Annotated in this window: 13 protein-coding genes; 5 read left to right on the top strand and 8 right to left on the bottom strand. The window is 71.8% G+C overall.

Going from position 1 to position 14,716, the window contains the following annotated elements; genetic code table 11:
* Positions 1 to 166: 166 nt before the first annotated feature.
* The 7 genes from AB0C62_RS03920 to AB0C62_RS03890 all read right to left on the bottom strand — a co-directional run bounded on the left by AB0C62_RS03920 (position 167) and on the right by AB0C62_RS03890 (position 8,892).
* Positions 167 to 2,104, bottom strand: a complete 1,938-nt coding sequence (locus AB0C62_RS03920) for an ABC transporter ATP-binding protein (RefSeq protein ID WP_362969493.1) — start codon at positions 2,102 to 2,104, stop codon at positions 167 to 169.
* A complete protein-coding gene (locus AB0C62_RS03915; RefSeq protein ID WP_362969492.1) occupies positions 2,101 to 3,099 on the bottom strand; it encodes an ABC transporter permease in 999 nt (332 codons plus the stop codon). The genes AB0C62_RS03920 and AB0C62_RS03915 overlap by 4 nt, the downstream gene beginning before the upstream one ends.
* On the bottom strand, positions 3,096 to 4,163 hold the full coding sequence (locus AB0C62_RS03910; RefSeq protein ID WP_362969491.1) for an ABC transporter permease: 1,068 nt from the start codon (positions 4,161 to 4,163) through the stop codon (positions 3,096 to 3,098). The genes AB0C62_RS03915 and AB0C62_RS03910 overlap by 4 nt, the downstream gene beginning before the upstream one ends.
* Positions 4,164 to 4,167: 4 nt before the next feature.
* Positions 4,168 to 5,889: an ABC transporter substrate-binding protein gene (locus AB0C62_RS03905; protein WP_362969490.1), complete on the bottom strand. Its 1,722-nt coding sequence runs from the start codon at positions 5,887 to 5,889 to the stop codon at positions 4,168 to 4,170.
* Positions 5,890 to 6,089: 200 nt separating this feature from the next.
* Positions 6,090 to 6,182, bottom strand: a complete 93-nt coding sequence (locus tag AB0C62_RS03900) for an Ms4533A family Cys-rich leader peptide (protein ID WP_323178179.1) — start codon at positions 6,180 to 6,182, stop codon at positions 6,090 to 6,092.
* A gap of 56 nt (positions 6,183 to 6,238) precedes the next feature.
* Positions 6,239 to 7,894 (bottom strand): DUF3152 domain-containing protein, encoded by a 1,656-nt coding sequence (locus tag AB0C62_RS03895; protein ID WP_362969489.1) that lies wholly within the window; start codon positions 7,892 to 7,894, stop codon positions 6,239 to 6,241.
* 8 nt (positions 7,895 to 7,902) lie between these two features.
* Positions 7,903 to 8,892 carry an alpha/beta hydrolase gene (locus AB0C62_RS03890; protein ID WP_362969488.1) on the bottom strand — a complete coding sequence of 330 codons (990 nt, stop codon included), beginning with the start codon at positions 8,890 to 8,892 and terminating at the stop codon, positions 7,903 to 7,905.
* Between the two features lie 159 nt (positions 8,893 to 9,051).
* Here AB0C62_RS03890 and AB0C62_RS03885 point away from each other — a divergent pair, with 159 nt between their 5' ends.
* The 4 genes from AB0C62_RS03885 (at position 9,052) to AB0C62_RS03870 (ending at position 11,020) form a co-directional block, all read left to right on the top strand.
* Complete coding sequence (locus AB0C62_RS03885; RefSeq protein ID WP_362969487.1) at positions 9,052 to 9,270, top strand: hypothetical protein; 219 nt, start codon at positions 9,052 to 9,054, stop codon at positions 9,268 to 9,270.
* A gap of 186 nt (positions 9,271 to 9,456) precedes the next feature.
* Positions 9,457 to 10,098, top strand: a complete 642-nt coding sequence (locus AB0C62_RS03880) for a TetR/AcrR family transcriptional regulator (RefSeq protein ID WP_362969486.1) — start codon at positions 9,457 to 9,459, stop codon at positions 10,096 to 10,098.
* Between the two features lie 224 nt (positions 10,099 to 10,322).
* On the top strand, positions 10,323 to 10,550 hold the full coding sequence (locus tag AB0C62_RS03875; protein WP_028801993.1) for a DUF3107 domain-containing protein: 228 nt from the start codon (positions 10,323 to 10,325) through the stop codon (positions 10,548 to 10,550).
* 200 nt (positions 10,551 to 10,750) lie between these two features.
* Entirely contained in the window at positions 10,751 to 11,020 is a 270-nt protein-coding gene (locus tag AB0C62_RS03870; protein ID WP_362969485.1) for a hypothetical protein, read from the top strand.
* A 163-nt stretch (positions 11,021 to 11,183) separates the two neighbouring features.
* On the opposite strand, the gene AB0C62_RS03865 is transcribed toward AB0C62_RS03870, so the two are convergent.
* Positions 11,184 to 11,945 carry a ferritin-like fold-containing protein gene (locus AB0C62_RS03865; RefSeq protein WP_351429828.1) on the bottom strand — a complete coding sequence of 254 codons (762 nt, stop codon included), beginning with the start codon at positions 11,943 to 11,945 and terminating at the stop codon, positions 11,184 to 11,186.
* A 472-nt stretch (positions 11,946 to 12,417) separates the two neighbouring features.
* On the opposite strand from AB0C62_RS03865, the gene AB0C62_RS03860 reads away from it, so the two are divergent.
* A complete protein-coding gene (locus tag AB0C62_RS03860) occupies positions 12,418 to 14,712 on the top strand; it encodes a DEAD/DEAH box helicase (RefSeq protein ID WP_362969484.1) in 2,295 nt (764 codons plus the stop codon).
* Positions 14,713 to 14,716 lie beyond the last annotated feature (4 nt).

The raw sequence follows: 14,716 nt of genomic DNA, 5'->3' as shown, positions 1-14,716 counted from the left end.
GGACAAGGCGGTGGCGCGACGGACGGTTGTCCATCGCGCCACCAAAAGGGGTGAACGGTCGTAACTTTCCCGCGCGGGAGGCGTTCTGTCGCGCTAAGAGATCAAGCGGTCACGTTTTGTCGGCCGAAGCCCGCGAACCGGGCTGCCGCCCGCGGGCCTCGCGCGCTCACGCCGGTGTCAGCTCCTTGCCGTCGGCCAGCTCCCTGCGGGCCGCGCGTCGGCGCGCCGCGACCTCCGGGTCGAGCGCCGGTACGGCGGCCAGCAGCTGCCGGGTGTACGGGTCACCCGGACGCTCGTACACGTCGTCGGCTGTGCCGTACTCGACGAGCTTGCCGCGCCGCATCACGGCCACCCGGTCGCTGACCTGGCGTACGACCGCGAGGTCGTGCGCCACGAACACCAGCGCGAGGCCGAGTTCCCGCTGCAGTTCACCGAGCAGGGCGACGACCTGGGCCTGCGTGGTCACGTCGAGGGCGGAGACCGGTTCGTCGCACACGATGACGCGTGGCTCGGCGGCCAGGGCCCGTGCGATGCCCACGCGCTGGCGCTGTCCGCCGCTGAACTGGTGGGGGTAGCGGTCGTAGTGCGCCGCTTCGAGCCCCACACGGTCCAGCAGTTCCCGTACGCGCCCCCGGATGCGCCCCTCGTCCCGCTCGCCGCGTGCCCGTAGCGGGTCGGCGATGGACTCGCCCACGCTGCGCCGGGGGTTGAGGGAGGAGACCGGGTCCTGGAAGACCATCTGCACGGAGGGGCGCACGCCGGACTGTTCGCGCCCTTCGTAGCGGATCGCTCCGCTCGTGGGCTCCAGGAGCCCCACCAGCATTCTTCCCAGGGTGGTCTTCCCGCTGCCGCTCTCGCCGACGACACCGAGGGTCTCGCCCCTGCGGACGGTCAGCGACACGTCGTCGACGGCCGCGAACCGCTGCTTCCCGCGTCCGAACTCGCGCCGGAGCCCGACCGCTTCGAGGACCACGTCGTTCGACGGGACCTTCGTCGCGCCGCCGCTCTCCGAACCGTCGATCTCCGAACCGCCACTCTGCGCACCACTCTGCGTACCACCGCTCGTCGAGCCGATGGTCGCCGGCTCGACGCCCGCGACGGGCCCGGTCGCCTCCACGGAGGTAGACCGTTCCAACGGGGCGGCCGCCGCGGAACCGGCTCCCTCCACGGAACCGGTCGGCTCGCCACGACCCGGGTCGGCGGCCGGTCCGGTCGCGCCGGTCACGCGGGGCGTGTCCACGCGGGGCACGGCGCCGAGGAGTTCGCGCGTGTACGTCTCCCGGGGTGAGCCGAGCACGGCGGTGACCGGCCCGTGCTCGACCGCGCGGCCGTGCCGCATCACGAGGATCTCGTCGGCGCTCTCGGCGGCGACGCCGACGTCGTGGGTGACCAGCAGCAGCCCCATCCCGGTCTCCTGCCGCAGGGTGTGCAGCAGGTCGAGGATCTGCGCCTGGACGGTCACGTCGAGGGCGGTGGTCGGCTCGTCGGCGATCAGCAGCTCGGGTTCGCAGGCCAGCGCCATGGCGATGAGGGCGCGCTGGCGCATGCCGCCGCTGAACTCGTGCGGGCGCGAGCGGGACCGGCGTACCGCGTCGGGGATGCCGACCCGGTCCAGTACGTCCACGGCACGCGCGCGTGCGGCGCGTCGCGAGGCCTTCGTGTGCACCCGGTACACCTCGGCGATCTGGTCGCCGACCGCGTAGTACGGGTCCAGGGACGACAGCGGGTCCTGGAAGACCATCGCGGCCTTCCCGCCCCGCAGCCGGCCCAGCTCGTCGTCGGACGCCCGCTGCACGTCCACGCCGGCGACCCGGACGGTGCCGGCGACCCGCGCGCCGGTGTCGCGGTGCAGCGCCAGCAGGGCCGAGGCCACGGTGGACTTGCCCGAGCCGGACTCGCCGACCAGGCCGAGGGCGGCGCCCTTCTCCAGCCGGAAGGACAGCCCGTCGACGGCCCGCAGGTCGCCGAAGTCGACGGACAGTCCGTCCACTTCGACCAGCGGGGCCGCGCTGGCGGTCTTCGCGGTAGCGGTGTTCGCCGAAGCCGCCGCGCCCGGCGAGGCCGGGGAAGCGGTCGCCGATGTTGTCATGGAAGAGTCGCTCATGCGAGCACCACCCGTCGGTCGGCCACCGCGTACAGCACGTCCGCGACGGCGTTGGCGATGACCACGAAGAAGCCGACGACCAGGACCATGCCGACGACCACGGGAAGGTCGACGACGTTCACGGCGTGGACCAGTTCCTGACCGATGCCGGGCAGTCCGAAGAGCGTCTCGGTGAGGACCGCGCCGCCGATGGCACCGCCGACGTTGTTCGCGTTGAGCGCGATGATCGGCGCGAACGCCCCGCGCAGCGCGTGCCGCCCGATGATCGACCGCTCGCCGACGCCGTACGCGCGGAAGGTGCGGATGTGGTCCTCGGCGAGCGTCTCCAGCATCGACGCCCGGGTGAGCCGGGCGAACGTGGCGGCCTCGATGAGGGCGAGCGAGAGCCAGGGCAGCAGCAGGTTCCAGGCCCACTGTTCGGGGTCGTCGCTGAGACTGACGTACTGCGGGAAGGGCAGGAGCCGCAGTTGCCCGCACACGATGATCATCAGGACGAGCCCGATGACGAAGACGGGGGTGGCCACGCCCGCGAGTGTCACGCCGGTCAGCACGCGCTCGCTGATCCGGCCGCGCCGCCATGCGGACAGGACACCGGTGCCGACGCCGAGGATCAGCCAGAGGATCATCGCGCCGAACACGAGCGACAGACTGACCGGCAGCTTCGCGAAGATCAGCTGGGTCACCTGCTGGCCGCCCTGGTACGACATGCCGAGGCAGGGCGCAGAGCAGTGCTCCACGGACGTGCCCGTGGAGTAGTCCTGGCCGACGAGGATGCCCTGGAGGAAGTGCCAGTAGCGCACGTAGAGGGGGTCGTCGAGCCTCAACTGCTGGGCCACCTGGTGCACTTGCTCCGGGGAGCAGCGGGGGCCGCAGGTGATCTGGGCGACGTTGCCGGGCGTGACGAAGAAGACGACGTAGACGATCACCGAGATGGCGAGCAGGGTGATCACGGTGCCGACGAGGCGGCGCAGGACGAATCCGCCGAAGCCGCTCATGCCCGCTCCTCCTTCCGGCCGGTGGCGTCCGCCCCGGCGCTCGCGTCCGCAGTGGCCTTCTGGGTGTCCGCGTCCGCCTTGGCCTCACGCCTGCGGCCGGTGCCGATGCTCAGGCGGGAGGCGGCGCGCGGGTCGAGGGCCGTGCGGATGCCGTCGCCGAGGACGGTCAGCGTCAGGACCGTCACGAAGAGCGCGCCGGCGGGCAGCAGCAGGTACTGCGGGGCTGCCTGGTACCAGACGTCGGCGGCGGTGAGCATCTGTCCCCAGGAGGGCGTCGGGGGCTTCACCCCGACGCCGAGGAAGGACAGCGCGGCCTCCACGCTGATGTTCATCGGGACGAGGAGCGCGGCGTAGGTGATGACCGGCGCGGCGAGTCCCGGCAGCAGTTCGCGGCGGGCGATCCGCCAGGTGCCCCAGCCGCTGAGCCGGGCGGCGGAGACGTAGTCGAGTCCCTTGAGGGTCAGCGTCCGGGCCCGCGCGATCTTCGCGACGTTGCCCCAGGCGATCAGGCCGATGACGAGGGCGACCAGCAGGGGACGGGGGAAGCTGCTGGGCACGATCGCCAGCAACGCCAGCGACATGATCATCAGCGGCATCGCGATGATGATCTCGGTGAAGCGGCTCAGCAGCTGGTCGACCCAGCGCGTGCCGAGCGCGGCGGCGACGCCGACCACGACCCCGATGACGACCTGGACGACGGTCGCGCCGAGAGCGACCCCGAGGGAGACGCGCGCGCCGTACACGAGACGGGCGAAGAGGTCGCGGCCGGTCTGCGGTTCGACGCCGAGCCAGTGGTCGGCGCCGATGCCGCCGAGCGACCCCACGGGGACCCCGCCGCGTGCGGAGTCCACCAGCGAGGGGTGGTAGGTGGTGGGGTCCTGGCCCTCGATCGCGGTGAGCAGCGGTGCGGCGATCGCGACCAGGACGAGGAGCGCGACGACGGCCGCCGCGACGAGGGCGGCACGCTGCGCGAGCAGCCGCCGCCAGAACTGACGGGCCCCCGAGGCCCCCGTGACGGACGGGTCCGTCACGGGGGCCGAGGAGGCGACAAGTGCCTCGCTCACGGTGCTACTTCACCGCGACCTGGGAGATGTCCAGAACGCCGGTCCAGTCGCTGATCACGATGTTCTTGACGTCCTTGCCGTACAGGCGCTTGTAGACGGGGTGGAACAGCGGCACGGTGAGCGCCTGCTCGCCGATCTTCTTGTCCAGCGCGCCCCAGCGCTTGGCGGCCTCGTCGAGGTCGGTCAGCTTGTTGATCGCGTCGATCTCGTCGTTGACGGACTTGTCGTTCAGGAAGCCCGTGTTGAAGTTGGCGCCGTCCTTGACGATCTGCCGGCCGTCGAAGATCGGGGCCAGGAAGGGACCGCCGGAGGGCCAGTCGGCACCCCAGTGGGCGAGGAAGAAGCCCGGCTCGGTCTTGACGCTCTGGACCTTGTCGCTGTAGTCGTTCGACTCCAGGCCCTGGAGCTTGACGGTGATGCCGGCCTTCTTGAGCGCGTCCTGGATCGCGGTGGCGATCTCGGGGCTGGTCTCGAAGTCCTTGCTGTTGGAGTGCGTCAGCGTCACGGTCAGGCCGTTCTTGTAGCCGGCCTCCTTCAGCAGCTCCTTGGCCTTGGCGGCGTTGCCGGACGCACCCGCCGGGAAGTGGTCGTACGGGGTGTAGCCGAAGGACTTCTGGTTCGGCAGGTACGTGGTCGCGGGCTCGGCGAGCGAGGAGCCGCCGGCCGCGTTGACGACCGAGCTGCGGTCGATGGCGTAGGAGATCGCCTCGCGCACCTTGGGGTTGTCGAACGGCTTCACCTTCGGGTTGAAGGCGATGTAGTTGGTGTAGCCGAAGTGGCCGGTGCCGACGCGGGAGGCGAGCTCCTTGTCGCCGGTCACCTTGGCGAGCTCGGCCGGGCCGAGGTTGGTGTCCGTGGTGACGGCGGCGGCGTCCGTGCCCTGGGAGGAGGACAGCCGCTGGTTGATCACGGACGAGTCCAGACCGGACCGTACGTCGATCCTGTCCGGGTAGGCCTTGCGCTCGGCGTCGGTCGACGCGGACCAGTGGGTGTTGCGCTCCAGGAGGAGCCGCTCACCGTCGTTCTCGTTCTTGACGACCTTGTACGGGCCCGAGGAGACCGGGTGCTGCTCGTACTTGGTGCCGGTGTCCTTGGCCTTCGGGACGGGGGTGAACTGCGTCTGCGTGGCCAGGTAGGGGAACTCGCCCTCCGGCTTGTTCAGGTGGAAGACGATGGTCAGGTCGTCGGGCGTCTCGATCGAGTCGAGGCCCTTCTTGTCCTTGTAGGGACCCTGGTAGTCGGCCCCGCCGATGAGCCAGTCGCGCAGGTAGGGCGCGCCGCCGGAGAGTTCGGCGGCGAAGGAGCGCTCGATGCCGTACTTGATGTCGGCCGAGGTGATCGGCGAGCCGTCCTCGAACTTGAGGCCCTTCTTCAGGGTGTACGTCCACACGGTCGCGTTCTTGCTCGGGCGGCCGGTGTCGGTGGCCAGGTCGGGGACGACCTTGGCGCCGGCCGCGCCGTTCTCGCGGTTGCGGGTGGTGAGCGTGCGGAAGACGAGCGAGGGCACGTTGCCGCCGCCGGAGGTGTAGAGCCGCGCGGGGTCGAAGTCCGACTGCGGGTTGGAGTTCAGCACGCTGAGCGTGCCGCCCTTCTTCGCCTGGGAGTCGCCGCCTCCGGAACTCTTGGCATCGTTGTCCTCAGGGCCGCAGGCGGCGGCGCCCGCTGCCACGACCAGGCTGACGGATGCCACTGCCACGCGGCGCGCTATGAGGGACGGTTGACGCATCGGAAGACGACCTCTCGGGTGGTTCGAATACTGAGACGGAATGACGCGGAATGAGACAGCGGGGCACGGAGCCCGCCCAGGGCGTCAAGCGTCGGAGTCCGACCGGACCGGAGGAGGTACGGGCGCGGGGAACCGGAAGGGTTCAGGAGCGCACGGAAACGAGACGAGAAGGAATGCGACGCACTCGCCGGGGGCGGGCGTCAGCGACAGTCGATGTCGGCCACGCACAGCGCGGTCACGCCGATGAGCGCCAGCTCGATGGCGGCGCAGACGGAGGCGTGACGGGGCGACATGCGCCAAAATATGAACGAACTTTCGGCGCATGTCAACGTGGCCCGAGGGCCTCCTGTCAACTCCCGGGATAGGCCCAGGGGTTGGCCCGGCAGTGGATTCCGTCGTGGTCGAGGAACTTGGTCTGCTGCTGCATGACCGGGGCGAGCTCGCCGTCCTTGTCGCAGGTGACGTGCCCGTATCCGAGCCGGTGGCCGACCTCGTGGTTGATCAGCATCTGCCGGTAGGAGTGAATCTTGTCACCGTAGGTCGTCGAGCCCTGGGCCCATCGATACGCGTTGATCATGACGCGCTCGGTGGACGCCGAGTCGCACGAGACGTTGTCCTCCGTGGTGTCGAGGCCCGACTTGGCGCACCACTCGGCGGTGGTCCCCGGGCTCGCCAGCGTGATGACGAAGTCCGGTTTGCCCGAACTGATCCGCTCGAAGGTGCGGGCCCCGCCGTGCGCCCAGCTCCGCTTGTCGTTCAGCGTCTTCTGGACGGCCTCGGCGAAGAGCGCGCCCTCCAGGCCGAGCCCCTGCTCGACGTCGACGCGGTAGGTGTACTTGCGTCCCGTGCCCGGCGCCTTGGCGAACCCGGGCACCGCGTCGAACTTCCCCGACCCCTTGAGCTTCGCGCCGAGGGGGTACGTCTTGGCCATCTTCTGGTCGTACGTCAGGGCCACCGCGGCCACGGTCGGGTGGCCCGCCTGGGTCGGCCTGCCGTCCCCGCGCGAGGCGGGGTCCTGGGTCACCCGGCCGCCCGCGGCGGACTGGGTCCGGGCGCCGGCGTCGTGCTGTCCCGTCGCGACCTGTCCGGCGACGACGACGGCCAGCACGGTGGTGACGGCGGCCGCCGCGATCCCGGTGAACGCCCGCCCCTTGCCGGCTCGGCCCTTCTCCTGTTCCCCGGTCTCCGGCGGCGGCTCACCGGGGCCGCCGGAGCCGCCGGCCTCCGTGTCCCACGACGTGACGGAGCCGTACGGGTCGTCGGACCGGGGGCCGGCGTTCCGGCCGGGAGCGCCCGCACGGGGCGCGAAAAGGTCGTCGTCCTCGTCCGTGGCGACGTCGAACGCGTCGACGTACGCCTGCCGGGGAGCGGTTCGGTGCTCCTGGCGCGGGCGCGGGACCATCGGCCCCGGAGGCGCTCCCGGCGCGGCCGCGCCGGCCCTGGACTCCCCCCAGCCGCCACCCTGTTCACGCTGCTCGGGATGGCCGCCCCGAACCCGGGGCGTCCCGTGCGCGGGGGTGCCGTCGGGAAGTCGCGGCGTCCCGTGGGCGGGTGTCCCGTCGAGAACGCGCGGGACCCCGTGCGCCGGGGTGCCGTCCGCGAACCGGGGCACTCCGCGCGCGGGGGTGCCGTCGAAGGCCTGCGGGAATCCGTGCGCCGGGGTCCCCTCGGCAGCGCGGGGCACCGGGCGTCCGGACGGCGCGTCCTCGAAACGGGGCATCCCGCGCGCGGGTGTCCCGTCCACGAAACGCGGCACCCCACGCGCGGGGGTGCCGTCGAATGCCTGTGGGAATCCGTGGGCCGGAGTCGCGTCGGCGCGCGGTGGCGCGCTGCGGGGCAAGGCCGCGCCCGCGGGCGGGTACGGCCCGAGGGCGCCGGGACGGGTCCCCGCCGCTCGACGGTTCCGGTCCGGGCCCGGCTCCGGTGACGGCTCCGCCTCGGGAACCGCTCGCGTCTGCGAGGTCTCCGCCTTGTCGGCCCGCCCCCGACGACTGTGTCGTCCCACTTCCCGCCTCAGCTCTCCGCGCCGGTTGCCGCCTCGGAGGTCAACTCTCCCTGGTCCGCGAGGAGTTCACGGAAGGCCGTGGCCACCGTCTGTGGATACTCCATCATGGCGACGTGCCCCGCGTCCGGCAGAGTCAGCAGCCGGGAGTCGCGGAAGGCACGGGCCGCGCGCTGGGCCATACGGTAGCCGACGAGCTGGTCGCGGCCGCCATAGACCAGCAGGGTCGGAGCCAGCACCCGCTCGGCCTGCCGCCACAACCCGTGCTGGCCGCCCAGCGTGTACGCGTTGACGATCCCGCGCGCGGAACGCGCCATGGCGTCCCAGAAGTAGGGGAGAGCGAGCCGCCGCTCCATCTCCTCCACCGCGTCGCGGAACCCCTCGGGAGTCACGATGGTGGGGTCGCCGTAACAGAGGGCCGTCACCCCGCGTACGCGCCTCTCGGCGCTCCACTCCCTGGTCAGCCGGGTGAACAGACCGGCCACTCCGGGCAGTGCCAGCAGCGCGGTCGGCCAGGCGCTGCGCTGCGCGCGGATCTCGGGCAGGGCGGGCGAGACGAGGGTCAGCGTGCGGACGAGGTCGGGACGGACGGCGGCCACGCGCGTCGAGACGGCGCCGCCGAGCGAGTTGCCGAAGAGGTGGACGGGCCCGCGTCCGGACGCGTCGAGATAGCGGATGACCGCGCGCGCGTGTCCGGTGACCGAGTAGTCGCCGTCGTCCGGCGGCGGCGAGTCGCCGAAGCCGGGAAGGTCGAGGGCCTCGCTGTCCAGGAGTCCGTCGAGCTGCGACATGAGCGCCGACCAGTTCTGCGAGGAGCCGCCCAGGCCGTGCACGTACAGGGCGGGCGGCAGCCCTTCGCGGGCCGGGGGCCTCGACCGGACCGTCAGCGTGACTCCGGGAAGCCCGACCGACCGCAGCCGCTCGCCCTCCGTGACCCTGACGGCACCGACCCTGGGCGTGACGGTGGAGGCCAGCGCGGACGGGAGTTCGGTCGAAGACATGCCGCAATGTTACGAGACGATCACGCCGGGGCTCATGTGTTCGCCGTCACAGATCGCGTGCGGATCGCATAGCGCCCCGATCGCGTGTCTCCTAGGCTTCCATCGAGGGCACTCGTACGTACGTCAGGAGCGCACTCGTACCGTTCGGGAAGAGGAACCATGACAGTCGACCCGACAGACCCCGGAACGTTCGACGACCAGTTCCGGGACATTCTCGACGTGGAGGCCCCGGAGGCGGACGCCGCCGAGCAGGCCAGCGAGGTCGATCCCGCCGAAGACGTGGACCCGGAACCCCCGGGCGATCCCCTCAGCGCCGACGAGGGGGATCGCGCCGAGCAGGCCCGGGGCGTCCGGCAGAACGAGGACGACTACAGGTGACGCGACACCGCTGATCAGGGCCGTAGCGAGGGGTGGGCGCCCAGCTCGTCCCCTTCGGCCCACTGTGCGCCGCCGCCGTCGGCGTCCGGTCCGTGAAATTCTGCGCTCGCACCGCACACAGCACGGTTACCGAAAAGTACGATGGCGGCGCGGCGCACACCGCAGTGGACAATTTTGGGAGGCGGCGTGACAGCCATCGAGCAGACAGAGGCGGCACGCCCGCGGGGCACTCGCCTGCCGCGCCGTGCCCGACGCAACCAGCTCCTCGGCGCCGCCCAGGAAGTCTTCGTTGCGCAGGGGTATCACTCGGCCGCCATGGACGACATCGCCGAGCGCGCGGGCGTCAGCAAGCCGGTCCTCTACCAGCACTTCCCGGGAAAGCTCGATCTGTACCTCGCCCTGCTGGACCAGCACTGCGAGTCCCTGCTCCAGGCGGTCCGCACGGCGCTCGCGTCGACCTCGGACAACAAGCTGCGCGTCCGCGCCACGATGGACGCCTACTTCGCGTACGTCGAGGACGACGGCGGTGCCTTCCGGCTGGTCTTCGAGTCCGACCTCACCAACGAGCCCGCGGTCCGCGAGCGCGTCGACAAGGTGACGCACGAGTGCGCCGAGGCGATCTGCGACGTCATCGCGGAGGACACCGGTCTCTCGCGTGCCGAGTCGATGCTCCTCGCGTCGGGGCTCGGCGGTCTGGCACAGGTCGTGGCCCGTTCCTGGCTGCACAGCGACCGCAGCGTCCCGCGCGACCAGGCGGTGCAGCTGCTGACCTCGCTCGCGTGGCGCGGCATCGCGGGTTTCCCGCTGCACGGCACCGACGCCCACTGACGAGCACCGCCAAGCGCCGCCGAGCACCGAGCACGCACGGCACCGATCATCACGGAGCACACGGAAGCGGCCGGGGACACATCCCCCGGCCGCTTCTTTGTTCCCGCCGCCTGTTCGCTCCTGGCGTTCCCGGGCGGAGCGTGTACGTCCCCTCACCGGGCTAATGTGTGCTGCGTACGGCGCGTACGAACGCGCACATGACTGACCGTCGGAGGGACAAAGCCGTGGAGGTCAAGATCGGCGTGCAGCACGCGCCCCGCGAGATCGTTCTGGAGAGCGGTCAGACCCCGGAAGAGGTCGAGCGCGCGGTGTCGGAGGCGCTGGCCGGCAAGTCGCAGCTGCTCAGCCTCGTGGACGACCACGGCCGCAAGGTCCTGGTTCCGGCCGACCGCCTGGCCTACGTGGAGCTCGGAGAGCCCACGCAGCGCAAGGTCGGATTCAGCGCTCTGTAAGAGGGTTCACAGAGCGACACAGAGGTACACGAAGGGTCCGGTGGCGATGTCACCGGACCCTTCGCGTGCGATTCCGCCCCGCGCGAACTCCTCCACAGATGGACCACAGTTCGAGCACAGGGGAGGGTTGCGTTCCGCACGCCACGGGTAGGACCGGCTACGACCGATTTGCACCGGCCGTGAGGGAGGGACACCCCACCATGTTCTTGGAAGCGCTCGGCTCCGCGCTGCTTGGTCTGGCTCTGGCGTGGGCGGCCTCGTACCGCCTGCCCCACCGTCTGCCGGCCCGCAGCCTGGTCCTGTCGACGGGGGTGGCGGGAGGCCTGTTCGGCGCCTTCCTGACGCACACCGCGCTCGGCTCGGGCCACTACGTCGTCATCCTCGTCGGAGCGGTGGCCGTCTCCGCGGCGCTGCTGTCACTGCTGCTCCGCCCGGAGGAGCGTTTTCGCCGACGCTCGGCGACCGCCTAGTCCGTTCCGCGGGTTCCGCGGGTTCCGTGCGCGCGGGCGCCACGGCGAACGCGAGAGGGAGCGGCAGCCGCGCGGATAGCCGCCCCGGCGGCCGTCCGCGGTGCGCCGCACCCGGCACGGGTCCGTGGCCCCGGAGGCCGGGACCCGTCCGAGCCCGCGGGTGCTAGGCGGCCAGCCCCAGCGCCGCCATCCGCTTGGTGTGTGCCTCGGTGATGCGGGAGAACATCCGGCCGACCTCCGCGAGGTCGAACCCGTCCGCCACGCCGCCCACGAGCATCGTCGACAGGGCGTCCCGGTCGGCGACCACACGCTGTGACTGCGACAGGGCCTCGCCCATCAGCCGTCGCGCCCACAGCGCGAGCCGTCCGCCCACCCGCGGGTCGGCGTCGATCGCGGCGCGCACCTTCTCGATGGCGAAGCTCGCGTGCCCGGTGTCGTCCAGGACGCCGAGGACCAGCCCGCGGGTGTCCGAGTCGAGGCGGGCGGCGACCTCACGGTAGAAGTCACTGGCGATCGAGTCGCCGACGTACGCCTTGACGAGACCCTCCAGCCAGTCCGAGGGAGCCGTCTGCTTGTGGAAGCCGTCGAGGGCGGCGACGAAGGGGTCCATGGCCTGGCCCGCGTCGGCGCCGACCGCGGAGAGCCGGTTCGACAGCTGCTCGAAGTGGTGGAACTCGGCGGACGCCATCTTCGCCAGCTCCGCCTTGTCGCTGAGCGTGGGCGCCAGCTTGGCGTCCTCGGCGAGCCGCTCGAACGCCGCCAGCTCGCCGTACGCGAGCGCTCCGAGCAGGTCCACCACCGCGGCGCGGTACTGCGGGTCGGCGGAGGCCGTGTCCCAGTTCTGCGCGGCGACTCCGGTGGCCGTCGGAGCGGTGTCTGCGGGGGCCTCGGCGGGCTTCTCAGCGGCGTTGTCAGGCGTCGTCATGAAGCGCACAATAGCCCTCTCACCGCACGGGGGAAGTCCCTGGTCAACCAGTGTGACGACGACTACGTGACCAAACCGGCCATCGCATATGCGGGATTCCGGGGTATGGTGGTAATGCGCCCGGCGAGTATGTGTCGGGCCGCACGAATGAGGATGCCCGGTCGGTGGCCCGATCGGCTCCGACCCGACAGCCCTCCTCGTCGGTACGGCACATTGCGTGCGACATCCGGAGGGAACCCTCAGCGGCACGAGAGCTCGAGCGTCGGCAGTGGTCCCATGCCACTCGGCCCGCCCGTCACAGAGCGGCCGACGTCCCCGGCACGGTCCCGTCACGACCCCCGCGCTCGCCTCGCACCGCGTACACAGAAGAGGCAGCACCCTGACTACGACTTTCCGAGAGCTCGGAATCCTTCCCGAGACGGCCGAAGCCCTTGAGGCCGTCGGCATCATCAACCCCTTCCCCATCCAGGAGATGACGCTCCCGGTCGCCCTCACCGGCACCGACGTCATCGGCCAGGCCAAGACCGGCACCGGCAAGACGCTGGGCTTCGGCCTCCCCCTCCTGGAGCGGGTCACCGTCCCCGCGGACGTCGAGGCGGGCCGGGCGACGCCCGAGCAGCTGACCGACGCCCCGCAGGCGCTCGTGGTCGTCCCGACGCGCGAGCTGTGCACCCAGGTGACCAACGACCTGCTGACCGCGGGCAAGGTCCGTAACGTGCGCGTCCTCGCCATCTACGGCGGCCGCGCCTACGAGCCCCAGGTGGAGGCCCTCAAGAAGGGCGTCGACGTCATCGTCGGCACCCCGGGCCGTCTGCTGGACCTCGCGGGCCAGAAGAAGCTCAACCTCGGCCACATCAAGGCGCTCGTCCTCGACGAGGCCGACGAGATGCTCGACCTGGGCTTCCTGCCCGACGTCGAGAAGATCATGAACATGCTGCCGGCCCGCCGTCAGACGATGCTGTTCTCGGCGACCATGCCGGGCGCGGTCATCGGTCTCGCGCGCCGCTACATGTCGCAGCCCACGCACATCCGCGCCTCGACGCCGGACGACCAGGGCGCGACGGTCGCGAACACCAAGCAGTTCGTCTACCGCGCGCACAACATGGACAAGCCCGAGATGGTCTCGCGGATCCTGCAGGCCGACGGCCGCGGTCTCGCGATGGTCTTCTGCCGCACCAAGCGCACGGCCGCCGACCTCGCCGACCAGCTCCAGCAGCGCGGTTTCGCGTCCGGCGCGGTCCACGGCGACCTCGGTCAGGGCGCCCGCGAGCAGGCGCTGCGCGCCTTCCGCAACGGCAAGGTCGACGTGCTGGTCTGCACCGACGTCGCCGCCCGCGGTATCGACGTCGAGGGCGTGACCCACGTCATCAACTACCAGTCCCCCGAGGACGAGAAGACGTACCTGCACCGCATCGGCCGCACCGGCCGCGCGGGTGCCAAGGGCATCGCGATCACCCTCGTCGACTGGGACGACATCCCGCGCTGGCAGCTGATCAACAAGGCGCTGGACCTCGGTTTCCCGGCCCCGCCGGAGACCTACTCGACGTCTCCTCACTTCTACGAGGAGCTGAGCATCCCGGCCGGCACCAAGGGTGTCCTGCCGCGTTCCGAGCGCACCCGCGCCGGGCTCGCGGCCGAAGAGGTCGAGGACCTGGGCGAGACCGGTGGCCGTGGCGGTCCGCGTGGCCGCGGTGGCCGTTCGGCCGCGCCGGCTGCCACCAGCACCACCACCGAGCGCGAGCGTGACCGTTCGGAGCGCACCCCGCGCCGCCGGCGTCGCACGCGCAACGGCGAGCCGTCCACGACGCCTTCGGCAGCGCCCGAGGGCACCACGGAGGCTCCCGCGTCGGAAGGGGCCACCGAGCCCCGGACGCCGCGCCGCCGCCGTCGTACGCGCGGTGCATCGGGCTCCGAGCAGGTGGCCGCTCCGGTGGCCGAGGCCGCGGTGACCGCCGTGGCGACGGCCGAGGGCGTCACCGACGAGGCGGCCAGGCCGCGCCGTCGCCGGGGCCGGAGGACCGCTGAGAGCATCGAGGCGATCGAGAACGCCGAGGCCGCGGTGACCGCGGCCGAGGCCGTGGTCGAGAGCGTCGCCGCCGAGGTCGTCGCGGAAGCCGTCGAGGCGCCGGCCAAGCCGGCCCGCCGTCGGACCCGCAAGACCGCCGAGGCGGCGCCCGCCACCGAGACGGTCGTCGAGACCGCCGAGGTGACCGAGGCGCCGGCCAAGCCCGTGCGGCGCCGGACCCGCAAGGCCGCGGAGGCCGTCGTCGACACCGTCGAGGCCGCCGCGACCGAGGTGGCCGAGGCGGTCGCCGAGACCAAGCCGCGGCGCACCCGCGCCAAGGCCGCGAGCACCGTCACGGACACGGCTGACGCCGCCGAGGCGGCCGAGGCCAAGCCCGTCCGCCGACGCACCCGCAAGGCCGTCGCCGACGCCGACATCCCGGCCCAGGCCACGGACGACGCGGAGGCCAAGCCAGCCACCCGCAGCCGCACGCGCAAGGCCGCGGAGGCCGTGGTCGACACGGCGGAGGGTGTCGCGGAGGCTCCGGCCAAGCCGCGGCGCACCCGCGCCAAGGCCGCGAGCACCGTCACGGACACGGCCGAGGCCGCCGAGACGGCCGAGGCCAAGCCCGTCCGCCGACGCACCCGCAAGGCCGTCGCCGACGCCGACATCCCGGCCCAGGCCACGGACGACGCGGAGGCCAAGCCGGCCACCCGCAGCCGTACCCGCAAGGCGGTCGCCACGGAGCCCGCGGAGAGCTGATCTC

The organism is Streptomyces sp. NPDC048643, from assembly GCF_040650615.1.
Classification (GTDB): Bacteria; Actinomycetota; Actinomycetes; order Streptomycetales; family Streptomycetaceae; genus Streptomyces.
This window is presented reverse-complemented; position numbering and strand designations above follow the sequence as displayed.

Coding starts and splice junctions, on each gene's coding strand:
- AB0C62_RS03920 (WP_362969493.1), bottom strand. CDS start 2,104: ATGAGCGACTCTTCCATGACAACATCGGCGACCGCTTCCCCGGCCTCG.
- AB0C62_RS03915 (WP_362969492.1), bottom strand. CDS start 3,099: ATGAGCGGCTTCGGCGGATTCGTCCTGCGCCGCCTCGTCGGCACCGTG.
- AB0C62_RS03905 (WP_362969490.1), bottom strand. CDS start 5,889: ATGCGTCAACCGTCCCTCATAGCGCGCCGCGTGGCAGTGGCATCCGTC.
- AB0C62_RS03900 (WP_323178179.1), bottom strand. CDS start 6,182: ATGTCGCCCCGTCACGCCTCCGTCTGCGCCGCCATCGAGCTGGCGCTC.
- AB0C62_RS03890 (WP_362969488.1), bottom strand. CDS start 8,892: ATGTCTTCGACCGAACTCCCGTCCGCGCTGGCCTCCACCGTCACGCCC.
- AB0C62_RS03885 (WP_362969487.1), top strand. CDS start 9,052: ATGACAGTCGACCCGACAGACCCCGGAACGTTCGACGACCAGTTCCGG.
- AB0C62_RS03870 (WP_362969485.1), top strand. CDS start 10,751: ATGTTCTTGGAAGCGCTCGGCTCCGCGCTGCTTGGTCTGGCTCTGGCG.
- AB0C62_RS03865 (WP_351429828.1), bottom strand. CDS start 11,945: ATGACGACGCCTGACAACGCCGCTGAGAAGCCCGCCGAGGCCCCCGCA.
- AB0C62_RS03860 (WP_362969484.1), top strand. CDS start 12,418: ATGACGCTCCCGGTCGCCCTCACCGGCACCGACGTCATCGGCCAGGCC.